Raw genomic sequence first — 19,778 nt, 5'->3', positions numbered from 1 at the left:
TAGCTGCAGATTTATTTCTGCTCTGCCGGTTTATCTGTCATGATTTCCTTCAGGGATGTTGCCAGCCCTGCGATGCCCTGTATCTCGGACGGAATGATGATCTTCGTTGCCTTGCCGTCAGCAACCTTTGTAAGAGCCTCCAGGCTCTTCAGAGTAAGAACAGATTCATCTGCTCCTGCTTCCTTGATCATACGAAGTCCTTCTGCAGTTGCCTGCTGTACTTTAAGGACTGCCTGTGCCTGTCCTTCAGCCTCTTTGATCATACGCTCCTTCTGAGCCTCCGCATGAAGGATCGCCGCCTGCTTCTCAGCCTCAGCATCCAGGATAGCGGACTGTTTTTTACCCTCTGCAACAAGGATGGTGGAACGTTTCTCTCCTTCTGCTTTCAGAATGGCTTCTCGTCTCTCACGCTCAGCCTTCATCTGTTTCTCCATGGCATCCTGGATGGCTGCCGGAGGAATGATGTTCTTAAGCTCCACACGGTTAACCTTGATTCCCCATGGATCTGTAGCCACATCAAGGGAAGCACGCATCTTGGTATTGATAACCTCTCGGGATGTCAGTGTCTCATCCAGCTCCATATCACCGATGATGTTACGAAGTGTTGTAGCAGAAAGATTCTCGATCGCCATGATCGGATTCTCAACGCCATATGCGTAAAGCTTCGGATCTGTGATCTGGAAAAATACAACCGTATCGATCTGCATGGTTACATTATCTTTGGTAATTACCGGCTGCGGTGGAAAATCCACAACCTGTTCTTTCAGGTTTACTCTTCTTGCAACACGCTCAATAAACGGAACCTTGAAATGGATTCCTGTACCCCAGGTAGCCTTGTAAGCGCCAAGACGTTCCAGTACCACTGCATAGGCCTGCGGTACAATGCGGATACAGGATGCAAGTACCCACAGCACAAGAACGATGACTACAAGCAAAACAACAACTCCACCCATAATTTAGCCCTCCTTGCTAATTTCTTTTACGATCAGCTTCACTCCGCGGATCTCTTCGATCTCAACCACTGCACCTGTTGGAATTTCTTCCCCGTCATCTGCGGTCCGTGCAGTCCACTCGATGTCATTGATCCTCACCTGCCCGGTCTGGGCCAGGTTGTTGACCGGCTGTATCACTACGGCTCTTTTTCCCAGAAGGCTCTCTGCATTGGTCTTTTCCACGCCCTTGTTCATGTAGCGGACCGCCAGAGGTCTGGTAAAGATCAGAAGCACCACGGAAACTCCGAAAAATAAAAGGAGCTGTACAACAATTCCCCCACCAAGCCACGAGGCAATGCACGCCACAAGAGCACCGCCTGCAAACCAGACAGTGGTAAGTCCTACCGTGATTGCTTCAATTACCAGTAAAATTGCCAGTATTCCAAGCCAGGCCAAAGGTGTCATAAAACCCCTCCTCTCTTATTCTCTTCTCTGTCTTGCAGCTTCGTACATCAGAATTCCTGATGCCATGGCAGCATTCAGCGATTCTACCTTTCCGCACATGGGAATGCGGATCAGGCAGTCTGCTGCCTCCGCTGCCTGATCAGTCAGGCCCTTTCCCTCGTTTCCGATGAAAAATGCGGTACCACCCTTATAGGATTCCTGATCATAGGAATTCTCACCCTTCAGATGAGCTGCAAAACTGCGGATTCCCTTTTCTTTCAGCTTCTTTTCTAATGATACCACATCTTCCACGTATAGAAAAGGCATTCTGTAAATGGAGCCCATGGTAGAACGGATCACCTTGGGATTTGTGATATCCACGCAGGTTTTTGTGAGGAAAACTCCGCTTACGCCGGCGCCCTCACCGGTCCTGAGAATGGTTCCCGCATTTCCCGGATCCTGAAGATCCTCCAGAACCATGACCAGAGGATTTTTTCCCGCCAGTACCTCCTCCTCACTCCAGGAAGGCAGCTTCAGAACTGTCAGGATCCCCTGGGGAGTCTTGGTATCACACATCTGACGGAATACGGAATCCTTCACGATCTCACAGGGATATTTTTCTGCCTGAGACATCAGCTCTCCATCCCGGGAAACGGTCTCGGAGACAAATACCTGGGAAACCCAGCTTTCCGGTGCTTCCAGAAACATTTTCCGGCCCTCTGCCACAAAAAGTCCCTGCTCTCTTCTGGCTTTTGCCTTCTGGTTCAGCTGCATGACATTTTTTATTTTTGCATTTGATACACTGGTTATCATACTTTTATTTCTCTCCTTCCGGCAATCCGTATTCGGTTAACGTAATTCCTCACGACTTGCATTCAGATCCTTGTTTTTTCCGATGGCGATTATGGAACAGTTGTCCGGAAGCGGTTCGGAAGGATCCAGATCTACCGTGACATTTTCACCTTGCTTGATGCCAATGATATTAATGTGAAAACGCTCCCGTATATTCAGATCTGCCAGATTTTTTCCAATCCAGGATACCGGCATGGAAAACTCCGCCATACTGAACTCCGCTGAAAGCTCAAACACATCCAGATACCCGCCGGACATAAGATTTCTGGCAACCCGCAGTCCCATGGACTGTTCCGGATAAATGATCTTATCTGCACCGATTTTGTCAAGTATACGTCCATGAAGAGAATTCATACTTTTTGCAACTACAAAGGGCACTCCCAGATCCTTGGCCTGCATGGTTGCGGAAATACTGGCTTCCAGATTTTCGGCAACTGCGATAATGGCTACATCCACATTCTGAACTCCCAGAGCCTTCAGGATTCCCGGTTCACGGACATCTGCTTTTACCGCATAGGTTACTTTTTCGGAAATCTCTTCGATATTTTCTTCTTTGTCATCAATGGCAAGGACATCACAGTCAGACTCTGCCAGCGTCACCGCCAGAGTCATTCCAAACTGTCCAAGCCCGATCACGGCAAAAGATTTATTTTTCATTCTATTCTCCTGTTTAACCGATCATGATATCTTCTTCACCGAGATGCGTGGTGCTTCCCGGCCTGTTGCGTACACGCATCACAACTGCTGTTCCAAGTGTCAGCGGTCCGATACGTCCCAGATACATGGTAAGGATCACGATCCACTTGCCTGCCACATTCAGCTGAGGTGTCAGTCCTCTGGAAAGTCCTACTGTAGCCCCCGCAGAAGTAATCTCATATAAAACATCTGCCAGATCCACTCCCGGCATTACTGCGGACAAAAGCACCGTCATGGTAAAAAGGATCAGCACACTGGTTCCTGCAACAACCATGGCAGAACGGAGATAGCTCTCACGGATCCTGCGGCCGTATACCTCTACATCCTTTTTTCCCTGAAGATATGCTGCAATAGAAAGGATCAGAACCGCAATGGTAGTAGTCTTCACACCACCGGCAGTGCCCATGGGTGATCCTCCGATAAACATCCACAGCAGGGAAATGATCACGGTAGGTGTGGACAAAAGCGACTGATCCATGGTATAAAATCCCGCCGTACGTGTTGTCACTGACTGGAAAAAGGATGCCATGAGCTTTGTTCCCAGTGGTGCCCCCTTCAGCGTGGAAGGGTTTCCGGATTCAAAGATAAATACCAGAAATGCTCCTGAAAATACCAGGATCCCGGTCATCGTAAGGACCAGCTTGCTCTGAAGCCGCAGTACACGAAAAACTCTGGATGGGGAGAGCTCTTTTCTCAGAACCTTGCGGAATTTATCCCACAGATCCCACCAGACGATAAATCCAAGACCTGACACAATGATCAGGCCAATCGTAGTGATATTGACCAGCGGATTGCTCACATATACCGAAAGGCTTGTTTCCCCGAAAAGATCGATCCCTGCGTTGCAGAATGCAGATACCGCCAGAAATATGGCATGCACCAGACCTTTTTTTATTCCAAATTCCGGTACAAAGCAAAACGCATACAGGACCGCACCGATTCCTTCTGCAAGAAACACGCATTTCACCACACTGCGGACTACAGCCACGACTCCACCCATTTCATCCAGGTTGTAGGATTCCTTGATGATCCGCCGGTTTTTCAGGGAAATTTTCCGCCGGAGGCTGATGAATATCATATTCGCCAGTGCGATCAGTCCGATCCCGCCGATCTGTATCAGGCACAGGATAACCGCTTTTCCAATGGGGCTCCACTGGACTGCCATAACAACTGTGGAAAGTCCTGTCACACATACGCTGGTCGCCGCTGTAAAAACAGCATCCGGGAAGGTAACAGCCTGCCCGGGTGCACTGCAGAACGGCATCCACAAAATAAGTCCACCTACAAAAATCACCCCCGCAAAGCCGAGGGCAATTATTTGTGACGTATTCAGTTTATGCAATCCGTCTGAAACTTTTTTTAAGTTCATAAATATCTTTATTTTCTGTAATTATGAGAAAGAGAATTGCAGACCTCCCACATGTAGGAATCTACATTCTTCTGCATTGCAAGAGCCTCATTGATGTCGAAATCGACAAACTCACCATGACGGTATCCAACCACACGGCTGCGTTTTCCGGCAACAAGAAGATCTACTGCAAGAGCACCCATCATGGACGCATATACACGGTCCTTACATGTAGGGCTTCCACCACGCTGCATGTGACCAAGGATCGTTGCACGTGTCTCGATACCTGTTGCAGCCTCGATACGCTTCGCCATAGCCTCTGAATGGCCGATACCCTCAGCATTTACGATGATATGGTGTTTCTTGCCTTTCTTACGGCTCTCTACGATATTGTCAATAAGCTTCTGCTCGTCGTAATCATATTTCTCCGGGATCAGGATATCCTCAGCACCGTTTGCGATACCGCACCATACTGCAAGGTATCCGGCGTTACGTCCCATAACCTCGATGATACTGCATCTCTCATGGGATGTGGATGTATCACGTACCTTGTCAATAGCTTCCATAGCTGTATTTACAGCAGTATCGAAACCGATGGTGTACTCGGTACATGCGATATCAAGGTCAATAGTTCCCGGCAGGCCAATGGTATTGATTCCAAGGTTCGCAAGCTTCTGAGCACCTGCGAAGGATCCGTCTCCACCGATAACAACAAGGCCGTCGATCCCATGCTTTCTGCAGATCTCTGCAGCCTGCTGCTGTCCTTCCTCTGTTCTCATCTCTGCACATCTGGCAGTATAAAGAATTGTTCCGCCTCGCTCAATCGTATCGGAAACGTCTCTTGCTGTCATATCTCTGATCTCTTCATTTAAGAGACCGCTGTATCCTTTATAGATTCCCTTTACGTTCAGTCCGCTGCTTAATCCTCTTCTGACAACAGCACGGATTGCAGCATTCATTCCAGGTGCGTCACCGCCACTGGTCAAAACGCCGATCGTTTTGATTTTGTTCTCTGCCATATTGTTATCCTCCATCTTATGAAACAACCTATTGTAATACACATATTCGGGTATAGTTTATAGCATTTTTATAAGTTTTTCAATACTCTCTCCACAATTTTAACATTGGAACTTCCATATTTTTTACACATGCGCTCCAGCCAGGGATCCTCGATATGGACCTGATAAGCAGGGGGAAGTTTCTTCATTGCCTTGACATCTTTGAGATAAATAACCACCGTGCTGTTTCCTCTGGATTCCATCAGATCGTCTACCAGACCGGTCTCGGCTTTTGCGTACTCTTCCCGGCTTTCAAACTGGAGCCACAGTTCTCTTGGCATATCATCAAAAAGACGGACCTTTTCCAGAATCAGCTTGCTGGCTTTGTCGTCTTCTGCGGATACTCTTCCCTGAATAAAGAGCCGGGCATCTTCATTCAGGAACATCTGGCATTTTTCGTAATCACGTGGAAATACCACAACCTCCACGGTGCCTACCAGATCTTCCACTGTAAGGAACGCCATTACCTTATTATTCTTTGTATATTTTATGGTTTTATCCGTGATCATTCCACCCACGATCACTTTCTGGTTATCGTAAACCTCCGGTATCCCTGTTTCATCATCCGGCTGAAAATCAGAAGTTTTTGCAGAGATCATTTTTTCCATCATATTCCGGTAACGCTCCAGCGGATGACCGCTGAGATAGATGCCGAGAACTTCCTTCTCAAAGGTCAGTATCGTCTCCTTCGGATATTCTGCTGCCTGCGGCATACGGATCTCAAATTCCTTTTTATCTTCTTCAGGCGCAATATCAAAAAGACTCAGCTGTCCCGCCATGGTATGCTTCTTATCCTGGTTGATACTGTCTATGATCTGCGTATAAACCGTCATTTTCTGATTCCGGTTTCCCTCCAGGCAGTCCAGCGCTCCGGCCTTGATCAGATTTTCCACAACTCTCTTGTTGATCTGGTCGATATTTCGCTCAATAAATGTTTTCAGGGAGGTATATTCTCCGTGCTCCTCACGCTCCCGCACAATCCCCTCGATTACCGGACGGCCGATACTCTTGATGGCAGAAAGTGCATAACGAATGGAACCATTGTCAACAGAAAAGCCATAAACACCATGATTGATATCCGGCGGAAGGATCCGGATCCCCATCTGGCGGCATACCGAAATATACTCGGCAACCTTGTTCGGCATTTCCACAACGGATGTCATCAGTGCAGCCATAAATTCTACCGGATAGTAATATTTGAGATATGCCGTCTGGTAGGAAACCACTGCATAAGCGGCAGCGTGAGACTTATTGAAGGCATACTTTGCAAAATCTGTCATCTCATCGTAGATCTTGTTTGCGATCTCCTCGGAAATACCGTTGGCGATACATCCCGGTACTCCCTCTTCCACGTTTCCGTAAACAAAATTCTGGCGTTCTTTTGCCATAACAGAAGCTTTTTTCTTGGACATGGCACGGCGCACCAGGTCACTTCGTCCAAGGGTGTAGCCTGCAAGCTCACGGACGATCTGCATAACCTGCTCCTGGTATACGATACAGCCATAGGTCGGCTTCAGAATCGGCTCCATCTGCGGACAGTCATAACGGATGGTATCCGGACGGTTTTTTCCGCGGATGTACTGCGGAATGAAATCCATGGGGCCCGGACGGTAAAGCGAAATTCCCGCGATCACGTCCTCAAGGCTCTGAGGCTTCAGCTCCTTCATGAAGCTTTTCATTCCGGCACTCTCCAGCTGGAACACGCCGTCAGTACGTCCTGTTCCGAGAGAATCCAGTACCTTTTTGTCGTTGTAGTCGATCTTTTGCATATCCAGAAGCATACCGGTACTTTTTTCCACCATTTTCACAGCATTCTGGATAACCGTCAGAGTACGGAGACCCAGGAAATCCATTTTCAGAAGTCCCAGCTCTTCCAGTGTTGTCATGGTAAACTGCGTGACAATGGAACCATCCTGTGCTCTGGAAAGGGGTACGTATTCCGATACATCCTTCTGGCTGATCACAACACCTGCCGCATGCATGGAGGTATGCCTCGGAAGCCCCTCCAGACGTTTTGCCAGATCGATCAGACGATGGATATCGTCCTGTTCCTCGTAAGCCTTGCGAAACTCCGGATTCATTCCCAGTGCCTTGTCAATGGTGATATTCAGCTCCTGTGGAATCATCTTGGCGATGGTGTCCACCTGGGCATAAGGCATATCCAGAACACGGCCTACATCACGAATGACACCGCGAGCTGCCAGTGTACCGAAGGTAACGATCTGAACCACGCAGTCATCACCATATTTTCTTCTTACATAATCAATAACCTCCTGTCTCCGTTCGAAGCAGAAATCCACATCGATATCCGGCATGGATACTCGCTCCGGATTCAGGAAACGTTCAAAGAGCAGATCATACCGGATCGGGTCCAGCTGGGTGATCCCAAGTGTATAGGCAACCAGGCTTCCTGCGGCAGAGCCTCGTCCCGGACCGACCATGATATCGTTGTCCCTGGCATATTTGATAAAATCCCATACAATGAGAAAGTAATCTACATATCCCATGTTTTTGATCGTAGACAGCTCATAATCCAGGCGCTTTTTCAGCTCCTCTGTTACCGGATGATAACGCTGCTCAAGTCCCTCATGACAAAGCTTGTTCAGATATTCCCAGGAGGTAAATCCGTCCGGCACATCATATTTCGGCAGCTTGGTCACACCAAATTCAATCTCCACATGACATCTCTCCGCGATCCTGTGCGTGTTTTCCAGCGCTTCCAGCGCATATGGAAAAAGCCTCGCCATCTCCTCCGGCGATTTCACATAATACTGGCCGCCCTCATAGCGCATTCTGTTCTCATCGCTGAGTTTTTTCTGAGTCTGCAGACAAAGAAGAACATCATGTGGTTCCGCATCCTCTGCCATAGTGTAATGCACATCATTGGTGGCAACCAGATCGATCCCCGTCTCTCTGTGCATACGGAGAAGCTGCTGGTTTACAGTCTGCTGCTCCGGGATCCCATGATCCTGAAGCTCCAGAAAGAAATTTCCTTTTCCGAAAATATCCTGATAACGTAATGCCGCGATCTTGGCATCCTCATACATTCCACGTGCAAGATATCTGGCAACCTCTCCCGCCAGGCAGGCACTTAAGGCAATGATACCCTCGTGATATTTTTCCAGAAGCTCCAGATCCACACGTGGCTTATAATAAAACCCTTCCACAAATGCCTTGGATACAATTTTCATCAGGTTGCTGTATCCCTGATTATTCTCAGCCAGCAGGACCAGATGATAATAACGGTCATCCCCACTTCCCACTTCTCTGTCAAAACGGGAGCCCGGAGCCACATAAACCTCACATCCGAGGATCGGATTGATCCCGGCTTCTCTTGCAGCTCTGTAAAAATCGATCACACCATACATAACGCCATGATCGGTGATCGCCGCACTGTCCATACCCAGCTCTTTTACTCTGGCTACATATTCTTTGATCTTATTGGAGCCATCCAGAAGGCTGTATTCTGTATGGACATGTAAATGTGTAAACTCCAAATTTATTCTCCTTATCGTAAAAAACAGGGCTCCAGATCCTCCCCGCTCTGCACTTTTCTCTGAACGTGCCGGAGCGTGTCTGATCCGGAGCCGGTCAACACCTTGTTATTTTTTAATGTAGATCCTTTTGTCACGGATCTCTACTTTTCCTTCCTTCATCAGATGACCGACTGCACGCTTGAATGCGTTCTTACTGAGGCCAAACTCTCTCTTGATGACTTCCGGTGAGGCATGATCATCAAATGGCAGCACCCCTGCAAATTCCTCGATCACGCTGAATACGCTCTCTGCATCCTCATTGATCTGGATGTAAGCCTTCTGGCGGTCACTGACGTTCATCTTGCCATCCTCTTTCACCTCTGTGACACGAAGATCAAGAATAGCTCCCGGTCTGTACTTGCCTGTTGCCTCCCGTGCCGGGATCAGGGCGGAATATTTATCATCTACCGCAACAAAAACGCCGAAATTCCCACTGATCTCATAGACACGCCCCTTTACCGAATCTCCCGGTACATAAGGAGTTCTGGTGGAAAGATAATGATACACCTTCATGGTTGCACAGAGTCTGCTGCTCTTATCTACATAAAGAGCTACCAGACACTCCTCGCCTTCACGGACCCGGTTGGTCTGCTCATGATACGGAAGAAGAAGATCCTTCTCCAGTCCCCAGTCAAGAAAAGCACCGATCCTGGTGACCTGTTTTACCTTAAGGACTGCTGTCTGTCCTACCTGAAGCATCGGCTCACGGGTAGTTGCGATCAGTCTGTCCTGGGAATCCTTATAGATGAATACTTCGATCTCATCACCTGCTTTGGTTCCTTCCGGTACCTGTTTGGACGGAAGAAGCACCCTCTCATTCTGAGGTGCGTTTCGGTCCTCTCCAAGATATATTCCGAAATCCACGGTTTTTACAACCAGTAATTTCTGTTTTTTACCTAATTCTATCATTCTTACTCCTGTTCCTTAAAACTATATATGATCATTTACTATTTGCTGTCTGTCCTGCATTATAACATAAGAGAATTATTATAGAAAGCACAAAAAAGGCAGCTTCGGAAATTTCTTTCCGTCACTGCCTTTTATTTGACATTCATGGGGGAATCTGCCCCCACATTGGGTCAGTCTGTTATTCTGTTGGTTTCTCAACCGGCATCGGGTTCATCATTTTAATGACAAAAAGTACGATCAGCATCAGCACGATTCCCACCGGAAGAGCGATCCATGCTGTTTTTACAAAGCCTGCAACAATATAAGTTACAAAGGATACTGCCGCAGCCAGGATCGCATACGGAAGCTGTGTGGAAACGTGAGTCACATGATCACACTGTGCTCCTGCGGAAGCCATGATCGTTGTATCGGAGATCGGTGAGCAGTGGTCTCCGCAAACTGCACCTGCCATGCAGGCGGACATGGAAATGATCATCATCTCAGGACTGGATTTCTCAAATACCGCAACAACGATCGGGATCAGGATACCAAAGGTTCCCCAGGAAGTACCTGTAGCAAATGCAAGTCCACATCCAACCAGGAAAATAATGGCCGGAAGGATAACTTCAATACCACCGGCAACAGAACGCATGGCTTCTTCTACGAATACCGCTGCACCAAGTGAGTCTGTCATAGCCTTCAGTGTCCATGCAAAGGTCAGGATCATGATCGCCGGTACCATAGCCTTGAATCCTTCCGGGATGCATCCCATACAGTCTCTGAAATTGACCACACGGCGGATCATATAGAAAATAATGGCAAACACCAGACCAAAAGCACTTCCCATTGCAAGGCCTGTAGAGGCATCACTCTGTGAAAATGCGGTAACAAAATCTGTTCCGCTGAAAAATCCTCCTGTGTAGATCATACTGATGACACAGCAGATAACAAGCACAACGATCGGGATCACAAGATCGATCACCTTTCCTCTCGGATTCGGTGTCTCATCATCCGTTGCATTCTCATACGGTCTTGCAGATGTTGTATAAAGATCTCCGTTCAGAGCATTGATCTCATGTGTTCTCATGGCACCAAACTCGGTTTTCATCAGTACCATGCCAACCATCATTACAATAGTAAGGATCGCGTAAAAGTTATACGGGATGGTTCTTACAAAAATCGCAAGTCCATCCTGTCCCTCTACGAATCCGCTGACTGCAGCAGCCCAGGATGAGATCGGTGCGATGATACATACCGGAGCAGCTGTTGCATCGATCAGGTATGCAAATTTCGCTCTGGATACGTGATGTCTGTCAGTTACCGGACGCATAACGCTTCCTACTGTCAGGCAGTTAAAATAATCGTCAATGAAGATCAGGATTCCAAGGATGATCGCTGCAAGTTCCGCGCCCACACGCGTGTGGATCTTTTTGCTGGCCCATCGTCCGAATGCGGCGGAGCCGCCGGCCTTGTTCATCATACATACCACAGATCCCAGGATAACCAGGAAGATCAGGATACCTACGTTATAGCTGTCAGCAAGAACCTTGATGATTCCTCCCTCAAAAATCTGTGTTACCGTTCCTTCAAATTTAAATCCGGAATAGATCAGTGCTCCTACTACAATTCCCACAAACAGAGAACTGTATACTTCTTTTGTGATCAGTGCAAGGACGATCGCAACAAGAGGTGGAAGCAGTGCCCAGATCGTTGCATACAGAGCAGGCTGGTAAGTCTCCTCCGCATCCGCAGCCAGCACAGTCAGGGGACTTGCCAGTGCGCCCATGAATACCATTGCCATAACAGACAATGCTGTTCCTGCTTTTTTACTCATTTTTCTCCTCCCTTTTCGGGGACAAAAAAACGGAGGCTGTCTCTTCTTAAGAACACCTCCGGTTAAATAATCCTTATTTAACTAATAGCCTGTCAGAAAATCTCCATTCAGCATATTAAATGCAGATCTCCCGAAGTGCTACCGATAGCGCTCCACATCCGTGACAGTACAACGCATATTCTGCGTTATCCCAGCACCCTGTCATCTGGCCTTCCAGAGCACTTCGGCAGATTTTCCTTTCTTTATGAACAGCCTGCCAGGGCCTTCCGTCCATAAATACTGATAAAATCCGCGCCTCTATCTTCTTATCCGTGACCGTTTGTCCTCCGCAGGACTTCCCGGCCATCTTTTTTTCTTTATACTGTAGCAGTTTCCGACATAAATATCAAGTAGTTTACACAGATTCCTGCCATTCAGACCAATATTGTTACTTTTCACTCCGTTTTCAGTAACACGCTTCGCGGAATATTACCAGCGAACTGTAATCCAATATTGCCTTATTTACTGCTCATTCAGCAGCCACTTCACATCCACTCCCAGCACCTTTGCAAACACCCGCAGTTCATAATCTGCTACAAAACGTTCTCCTCCTTCGATCCGGCTGATACTGTCACGCTCCAGCATCACTCCTTCCACCTGCATTTTTGCTGCCAGCGCAGATTGCGACATCCGTTTCATATTCCTCATCTGGCGTATTTTTTCTCCGGAAACGTTCTTTTTTCCCTGATAAGTGTATATTTTCATCCTGCCACCTATTTTAATAAATGTGTTAATGTTCTGCATTTTTCTTGACATTAGCATATATTTCGGCGGCACCTGTGTTAAAGGTCAGCAAATCTGACATTTTCTGCATTTTTCGACAAAAAATGCCGCGGTACTGTTCCGCGGCATTTCCACTCAAGCGGATATTGACAATCCACCATCGGGTCAAACTGTTTTTTCTTCTGATCAGTCTTCCTGTCCTACCTGACCATAATATGCATTTGCACCATGTTTTCTGTAGTAATGCTTATCCTGAAGCTCCTGCGGTGCCGGTTTTACATCCGGATTGATCAGCTCGCAGCGAGATGCCATCTTGGCAACCTCCTCAAGAACAACTGCGTTATGAACTGCCTCATGAGCATCCTTACCCCAGGTAAAAGGTCCGTGGTTCTTACACAGCACAGCCGGTACTGCTTCATAATCTTTGTTTTTGAAATAATCAGCAATAAGAACTCCCGTGTTCTTCTCATATGCCTCTTCGATCTCTCTTTTGGTCAGATTACGTACACATGGTACTTCTCCGTAAATGTAATCTGCATGTGTGGTTCCATAACACGGGATCGATCTGCCTGCCTGCGCCCAGCTTGTTGCCCAGGATGAGTGGGTATGTACGATACCGCCGATATTCGGAAACGCTCTGTAAAGAACTGCATGTGTCGGTGTATCAGAGGATGGATTGTATCTTCCTTCTACTTTATTTCCATCAAGATCTACCACTACCATGTCTTCCGGTGTCAGCTTGTCATAATCCACACCACTTGGCTTGATCACAAAAAGTCCCTGCTCCCTGTCGATCCCGCTGACATTTCCCCATGTAAAGGTAACAAGACCATATTTTGGCAGATCCATATTTGCTCTGTAAACTTCTTCTTTTAATTTTTCAAGCATAGCGCGCCCTCCTTTTACGGTATAGTTGTTTCAAAAACGATGTACTAATCTCTACCGCCTGTATTTATTTTGTAAACTCAACTACTGCGTAAGGTTCTTTATCCTCCGCGTTGAGAACTACAGCTTCTTTATTTTCTGTCATATATACTTCCGGAATGATAACATTATCCAGTACTGCCTGACGTTTATATTCAACACGAAGCTGACCAACTTTAAAATCCTCAGGCAGATGATCCGCTGCCATCCGGATATACTGACAGTTGTTCACATGATGATTGGTGTCCAGATGATGCTTCTGTACGGAAAAAGCATTCTGCACTTCCCGTTCCTTCGGAAGCGCAATCTTTCTTGGTGCATAATCCATCTCTATTTTTTCGCCCAGATCATAGGGATCTGTATCTGCCGGTGTCAGCTTTTCCGGAAGACCGGTTTCTGTATTGATAAAGGACCAGTAGGAATTGGCCCATGCCAGCTTCTCACCATCCATTGTCTCAAGAATAAAATTACGCATTCCGATAAATCCACGGAATCCATAAGGAATTGTTGTTACTTTTATATTTTCACCAAGCTTCGGATACCGCTTCACGATCACCTGCCATGCAGAAAGTACCCAGGCTCTTTTCTGTTCCTTTAATACTTCCATACCGACTCCTGTCTGCTCGGATTCAAAGGTACAGCAATCCTGAAAATAATCCAGAATTCCCGGCAACGTCAGACATCCATCTTCTCCGATCTCACTGAATCTTACTCGACTCTCAAAACTGTAACTCATTCATGCCTCCTGTCATACTGTCTATACTTTATTGTAACACTTGGCAGGAAGAAACGCACTTGTTTTTTTTGGGGCGCAGCGGATTGCGAATATCTTCTTATTTTTGAGTACAAAAAAAGTACCTCGCAACTGAGGTACTTAAGAAGCAGGGCTACAAGGATTCGAACCTTGAACTGACGGAGTCAGAGTCCGTTGCCTTACCGTTTGGCGATAGCCCTATGTGTTTTGTTTTTCGCTTGCCTTATCGCTTGCGACGGATGTTATTATATAACAGCTTTTTTGAAATTGCAACCCCTTTTTTTAATTTTTTTTATTTTTTTTCAAAATTTCTTAAACTGCTGTTAAAACTCCTTATTATATGCGGGTTTACGCAGTAAAAAAAATTTTACAATCCACTCCTTTGTGTTATAATAAGCCGTATAATAAAAAGAGCGGAAACAACCGTGTATTTCCCTCCGGTCACAATATCCGGAGGCATCCAAAGGAGAACGCTATGCGAGCAAATAACCTTACTCTGCTCACGGACCTCTATGAGCTTACCATGATGCAGGGATATTTCAAAAACCCTACCAACCAGACTGTTGTCTTTGACATGTTCTACCGCAACAATCCGTGCGATGGCGGTTTTGCCATCTGTGCAGGACTGGAGCAGATGATCGAATACATCGAAAATCTCCGTTTCTCAGAAGAAGACATTACCTATCTGAGAAGTCTTGGCATCTTTGAGGATGATTTCCTTGAGTATTTGAGCAACTTCAGATTCACCGGTGATATCTACGCAATTCCGGAGGGAACCGTGATCTTCCCGAGAGAGCCAATGGTCAAGGTTATCGCACCGATCATGGAAGCTCAGCTTGTAGAGACGGCCATCCTGAACATTATGAACCATCAGAGTCTTATTGCCACTAAGGCAGCACGTGTATGCCACGCAGCCAAGGGCGATCCCATCATGGAATTCGGTCTTCGCCGTGCCCAGGGTCCGGACGCCGGAATCTTCGGTGCCAGAGCTGCAGTGATCGGCGGATGTGCCGGTACTTCCAACGTACTGACCGGCCAGATGTTTAACGTTCCGGTTCTCGGAACACATGCTCATTCCTGGATCATGAGTTTCCCGGATGAGTACACAGCCTTTAAGACCTATGCGAGACTTTACCCGAATTCCTGTACTCTTCTGGTTGACACCTACGATGTCCTGAAATCCGGTGTTCCCAATGCGATCCGTGTATTTGAGGAGATGCGTGAGGAAGGTATCCAGCTGAAGAATTATGGAATCCGTATCGACAGCGGTGATCTTGCATATCTTTCCAAAAAAGCTTACAAGATGCTGGCTGCTGCCGGTTTCGATGATGCTACTATTTCCGCATCCAGCGATCTTGATGAATATCTTATCGAAAGCCTGAAGGCCCAGGATGCCAAGATCAATTCCTGGGGCGTCGGAACCAAGCTGATCACAGCCGATAACAATCCGGCATTCGGCGGCGTATACAAACTTGCCGCTGTAAAGGACGCTGACAGCGATGCCTTCCAGCCGAAGATCAAGCTTTCCGAAAACACAGAAAAGGTTACCAACCCGGGCAACAAGACTGTATACCGTATCTACAGCAAGAAGACCGGCAAGATCAAGGCCGATCTGATCTGCCTTGCAGATGAGAAATTCGATCCGGAAGAAACTATGGTGATCTTCGACCCGGTTGACACCTGGAAAAAGACCAAGGTTCTTGGCGGAACCTACGAACTCCGTGAGCTCCTTGTTCCGGTAATTAAAGATGGTAAGAGCGTTTACAAGTCTCCATCTGTCATGGAACTCCGCGACTACTGCAAACAGGAGCAGAACACACTGTGGGATGAATCCAGACGTTTCGTTAATCCGCAGAAGGTTTATGTAGATCTCTCCCAGTCACTCTATGACATGAAGAAGGCTCTCCTGGAAGAAATGAGTGAAAAAGAGCTCTGATAAACAGAAATAAGCATTCATAAACCCTCCTTTCTTATCATAAGCTTATGGATAAGGAAAGGAGGGTTTTTATTGCACAGAGAATTTTATACCCGGCTGATCAGCAGGGAGCATCCTCTGCCGGAAGCCTTTGTGCCGGAACATCTTATCGATATCGGACTTCCATTTGAAGCAGCACCGGGAGATCCGAAGCGGCTTCTGGAGTATCAGGCTGCAAAAGCCGCTTCCCAGCTTTTCCATGCCTGTCACAGATGCGGTCTGAACCTGTGGGCAGTTTCCGGATATCGTTCCTACCAGCGACAGAAGGAGCTTTTTACAGGAAGTCCTTTCGTTGCAGAGCCAGGAACAAGTGAGCACCAGAGCGGACTTGCTCTGGATGTATCCTGCCCTTCCATCCATATGGAGCTCTCCGAAAGGTTTTCCGCAACAGGAGAAGGCCGCTGGCTGAAAAAGAACGCTCCGCTCTATGGTTTTATCCTCCGGTATCCCAAAAGCAAAGAGGAGATCACCGGCATCCCTTACGAGCCATGGCACATCCGCTATGTGACAAAACCTCTGGCTTCCTGGCTCACTATCACAAATCTGACTCTGGAAGAATACCACTGCTTTCCTTCCCGGTGTCCGCACCCTCCCTGATCTGCTGCTCCTGGCATCTGCATCTGATGTTTATATCTTGATCTGCACACATTTTTCTGTACATCTGATGCACTTTTACTGCTCCATCTGTCTGCCAAGAAAACCGGCTGCTGTGCGGATAAGGGCACGTTCTGTGTCTCCCAGTGCTGTTTTTTCACTTTTAGTCAGAAGGATCACTGCTCCAATGGCGTCACTCGCACACAGGATCGGCTGTATCATTTTCTGGCAAAATGAATCCATAGCGTCGGAAATGACTGATATATTTTCCCTGCTGTCCTGACTGACCATTCTGCCTTTCCTGCCGGCAATGACTGCATCCAGATCAGAACTGATCTCTTTTCCTTCCAGTTCCCGGCTTCCGCTGCCGCATGCCGCCACGACCTGATCACGATCTGTAATACAGGCAGTCAATCCGGTGGTCTGTACCAGCGCTTCCGCATATTCCGCAGCAAACGTATTCAGCTCTCCTATGGGCGAATATTTTTTCAGAATGATCTGTCCTTCCCTGTCTGTAAAAATCTCCAGTGGCGTTCCTTCCTTGATCCGCAGTGTCTTTCGTATCTCTTTTGGAATCACAACCCTGCCCAGATCATCGATCCTGCGAACAATTCCCGTTGCTTTCATCTTCCTGAATTCCTCCTGTATTTTCTATTCATTGTACGTCAATGTTATGTTAACTATTTGTTTTTCATATGGTTATTATGCGAAAAACTGGGAGAAATATGCATAAAAATCTCTTATTTATCTGTCGCAGGAGCCGCATTGTCGTATGCCTGCTGCAAAAATACTTCCTGAGAATTAAGCGGAGCATTATCGGATGGTTCGATCTTATAAATTCCCTTATTGTTCATGCTCCTTGCTTTTCGATTATCACTGAGCATTGTCACAAACATTTCCTGGATCTGCATACGGATATCCGGATCCTCGATAGGCGCCGCAACTTCTACACGACGAAGAGTATTTCTTGTCATAAAGTCTGCAGAGGAAATATAGATCCTTGCTCTCTCCTGTGTTCCGAAAATATAAATACGGGAATGCTCCAGAAAACGTCCTACAATACTGATAATGTGGATATTTTCTGTCTGCCCCTTCACTCCCGGGATCAGACAGCAGATACCACGGATCACCATATCAATGTGTACTCCTGCACAGGATGCTTCTACAAGCTTGTTCATAATACGTTTATCTGTCAGAGAATTCATTTTCAGACCGATATATGCCTGTTCTCCGGCCTTCGCATGCTTGATCTCCTCATCGATCATGGCAAGCACTTTGTTCTGAAGACATCTTGGTGCCACAAGAAGATGCTCCATATCTTCAACGGTTTCTCCCATTGCCAGTGCCTGGAATACTCTGGCCGCTTCCGTTCCGATCTTCGGATCCGCAGTCATAAGAGAAAGGTCTGTATACAGACGGGCTGTTTTTTCATTATAGTTTCCTGTTCCGATCTGTGTATAATATTCCACATTTCCGTCTTTTTTCTTCATGATCTGGCAAAGCTTGGAGTGTACCTTATAGCCGTCCAGACCGTAGATCACATGACAACCCGCATCCTCCAGAAGCCGTGACCATCCGATATTGTTCTCCTCATCAAAACGTGCCTTCAGCTCCACCAGAACGAAAACTTCCTTTCCGTTTTCTGCTGCTTCGATCAGAGCCTCCACAACCTTACTCTGTTTTGCCACACGGTAAAGTGTCATCTTAATGGAAACTACATCCTCATCATTGGCAGCCTCATGGAGCATTGTAAGAAACGGCTTGATGCTTTCATATGGATAGGAAAGAAAACGGTCCTTTTTTGCGATCTGGTCAAGAATCGGTTCGTGGCTGTTAAACAGAGGAGATTTCTGAGGAATTCTTTTTTCATAAAAAAGCTCTGTTCTTTTTCTCAGGCCATCCTGGATCTGGAATACAAAAGAAAGATCCAGCGGTATATCTCCCCGGAATACATAATTCTTGTCCACTTCCAGATACTCGCAAAGTGTTTCAACAACATCTCCGTCCATTTCTCTTGACAGCTCCAGGCGGATCGGTGCCAGTTTCTTTCTTGCCTTGATCAGCTCTACCATAAACTCACGGTAATCCAGATCTTCATCATAAAGAGCATCTGCGTCAATATCTGCATTTCTGGTAATACGAAGCAGGGACTTCGCTTTGATGTGGTAGCCCTTGAAGATTTTTGAAACAAAGTGAAGGATCAGTTCTTCAGACAGCATGTAGGTGCCGGTTTTTCCCGGAACCGGGATCAGTCGCTGGATACCTGTACTGCTGCACGGAATGATACCCAGCTTTTCTTTTCCTTTTTTTGTTTCCAGAACTACTACTGCATAGATCTCCTTATTCCGGAGAAATGGAAACGGCTGTCTTTTTCCGACGATAGACGGAGAAATAACCGGAGCAACCTCTGCTTCAAAATAGCGTTCCAGATAATTGCGGTCCTCTTTTTCGATCTTATGGAAATTCAGCATATGTACGCCGTATTGTTCCAGATTTTCCATGATCTCTTCATAAACAACATCTCTTTTCCGGTTCAGCTTTTTTGTTCTGGCAAGGATCGCGTCCAGCTGTTCCTCCGGCGTCATATTGGTTTTATTTTCACGGATATCCTTTGCCAGAAGCATCTGATCCACCAGAGATCCCACACGTACCATGTAAAATTCATCCAGGTTGCTCTGATAGATAGACGCAAATGTGAGGCGTTCACACAGCGGATTTTCCGGATTCTCAGCCTCCTCAAGTACCCTTTCATTAAACTTCAGCCAGGATAATTCCCTGTTCATGTATATTGTATCTGCCATTTTTTCCTCCTGCGTCGCCATGTATTTTTCTTTTTCGGCCGACTTTGTCTGTATTTATCCGTATCATATCAAGCAGGCATCCAGATTTTGCCTGACTGCAGGTTCATGAATGCCTTTGCTTCACGGTTTGCATACAAGTATACTGATCGAATGTTTATTCAATAACAAGACTTTGTAAAATCCTGATAAAATTTTTTTTGAAATTAGGGGTTGCATTTTTGAATAATAGTGGTATAGTATTCATATACTTGATATGTAGTTTTGAATACTACATGTTATTTTATCAATTTCTACATTGCTATATCGTGAAACGTCACTATGATCCATCATTGATGAACTGATCATGAAGTTGTCCATATGATATAAACAGCAGTTTTTTT

The 19,778-nt window shown here is 46.6% G+C and carries 16 protein-coding genes, 1 tRNA gene and 1 riboswitch; of the genes, 2 read left to right on the top strand and 15 right to left on the bottom strand.

What is annotated here, in order from left to right:
* Positions 1-11 precede the first annotated feature (11 nt).
* The 13 genes from BLP57_RS11440 to BLP57_RS11375 form a co-directional block, all read right to left on the bottom strand.
* Positions 12-953 (bottom strand): SPFH domain-containing protein, encoded by a 942-nt coding sequence (locus BLP57_RS11440; RefSeq protein ID WP_092071867.1) that lies wholly within the window; start codon positions 951-953, stop codon positions 12-14.
* 3 nt (positions 954-956) lie between these two features.
* Complete coding sequence (locus tag BLP57_RS11435; protein ID WP_021652591.1) at positions 957-1,397, bottom strand: NfeD family protein; 441 nt, start codon at positions 1,395-1,397, stop codon at positions 957-959.
* Between the two features lie 15 nt (positions 1,398-1,412).
* Positions 1,413-2,189, bottom strand: coding sequence for a TrmH family RNA methyltransferase (locus tag BLP57_RS11430; protein WP_015526729.1), 777 nt, complete (start codon positions 2,187-2,189; stop codon positions 1,413-1,415).
* A gap of 36 nt (positions 2,190-2,225) precedes the next feature.
* Positions 2,226-2,885, bottom strand: a complete 660-nt coding sequence (locus tag BLP57_RS11425; RefSeq protein ID WP_092071864.1) for a potassium channel family protein — start codon at positions 2,883-2,885, stop codon at positions 2,226-2,228.
* Positions 2,886-2,898: 13 nt separating this feature from the next.
* Positions 2,899-4,293: a TrkH family potassium uptake protein gene (locus BLP57_RS11420; protein WP_021652589.1), complete on the bottom strand. Its 1,395-nt coding sequence runs from the start codon at positions 4,291-4,293 to the stop codon at positions 2,899-2,901.
* An 8-nt stretch (positions 4,294-4,301) separates the two neighbouring features.
* Positions 4,302-5,291 (bottom strand): 6-phosphofructokinase, encoded by a 990-nt coding sequence (gene pfkA / locus BLP57_RS11415; protein WP_015526732.1) that lies wholly within the window; start codon positions 5,289-5,291, stop codon positions 4,302-4,304.
* A gap of 68 nt (positions 5,292-5,359) precedes the next feature.
* The gene (locus tag BLP57_RS11410) at positions 5,360-8,827 is read right to left on the bottom strand and encodes a DNA polymerase III subunit alpha (protein ID WP_092071861.1); all 3,468 of its coding nucleotides are present in this window, start codon (positions 8,825-8,827) and stop codon (positions 5,360-5,362) included.
* Positions 8,828-8,932: 105 nt separating this feature from the next.
* Positions 8,933-9,775 carry a CvfB family protein gene (locus tag BLP57_RS11405; protein ID WP_021652585.1) on the bottom strand — a complete coding sequence of 281 codons (843 nt, stop codon included), beginning with the start codon at positions 9,773-9,775 and terminating at the stop codon, positions 8,933-8,935.
* A gap of 178 nt (positions 9,776-9,953) precedes the next feature.
* Positions 9,954-11,540: a Na+/H+ antiporter NhaC family protein gene (locus tag BLP57_RS11400; RefSeq protein WP_227945657.1), complete on the bottom strand. Its 1,587-nt coding sequence runs from the start codon at positions 11,538-11,540 to the stop codon at positions 9,954-9,956.
* Positions 11,541-11,725: 185 nt separating this feature from the next.
* Positions 11,726-11,896, bottom strand: a riboswitch (Lysine riboswitch).
* 193 nt (positions 11,897-12,089) lie between these two features.
* Positions 12,090-12,332: a helix-turn-helix domain-containing protein gene (locus tag BLP57_RS11390; protein WP_015526736.1), complete on the bottom strand. Its 243-nt coding sequence runs from the start codon at positions 12,330-12,332 to the stop codon at positions 12,090-12,092.
* Positions 12,333-12,536: 204 nt separating this feature from the next.
* Complete coding sequence (gene araD / locus BLP57_RS11385) at positions 12,537-13,238, bottom strand: L-ribulose-5-phosphate 4-epimerase (RefSeq protein WP_015526737.1); 702 nt, start codon at positions 13,236-13,238, stop codon at positions 12,537-12,539.
* A gap of 64 nt (positions 13,239-13,302) precedes the next feature.
* Complete coding sequence (locus BLP57_RS11380) at positions 13,303-14,010, bottom strand: acyl-[acyl-carrier-protein] thioesterase (RefSeq protein WP_059086457.1); 708 nt, start codon at positions 14,008-14,010, stop codon at positions 13,303-13,305.
* 146 nt (positions 14,011-14,156) lie between these two features.
* A tRNA-Gln gene (locus tag BLP57_RS11375) sits at positions 14,157-14,228 on the bottom strand.
* Between the two features lie 275 nt (positions 14,229-14,503).
* Between BLP57_RS11375 and BLP57_RS11370 the strand changes: the two genes are divergently transcribed.
* Complete coding sequence (locus BLP57_RS11370; protein ID WP_015526739.1) at positions 14,504-15,964, top strand: nicotinate phosphoribosyltransferase; 1,461 nt, start codon at positions 14,504-14,506, stop codon at positions 15,962-15,964.
* 72 nt (positions 15,965-16,036) lie between these two features.
* Positions 16,037-16,600, top strand: coding sequence for a M15 family metallopeptidase (locus tag BLP57_RS11365; RefSeq protein ID WP_092071858.1), 564 nt, complete (start codon positions 16,037-16,039; stop codon positions 16,598-16,600).
* 75 nt (positions 16,601-16,675) lie between these two features.
* Here the strand turns inward: BLP57_RS11365 and BLP57_RS11360 are convergent, their stop codons facing one another.
* Positions 16,676-17,224, bottom strand: a complete 549-nt coding sequence (locus tag BLP57_RS11360) for a stage V sporulation T C-terminal domain-containing protein (protein WP_015526740.1) — start codon at positions 17,222-17,224, stop codon at positions 16,676-16,678.
* A 113-nt stretch (positions 17,225-17,337) separates the two neighbouring features.
* A complete protein-coding gene (ppk1, locus tag BLP57_RS11355; protein WP_255363780.1) occupies positions 17,338-19,452 on the bottom strand; it encodes a polyphosphate kinase 1 in 2,115 nt (704 codons plus the stop codon).
* Positions 19,453-19,778: the final 326 nt, after the last annotated feature.

The sequence above is a fragment of the Blautia sp. SF-50 genome (assembly GCF_900101315.1).
Classification (GTDB): Bacteria; Bacillota; Clostridia; order Lachnospirales; family Lachnospiraceae; genus Blautia_A; species Blautia_A fusiformis.
Note: the sequence above shows the minus strand (reverse complement) of the source record. Positions and strands in the feature narration are given on the sequence as shown.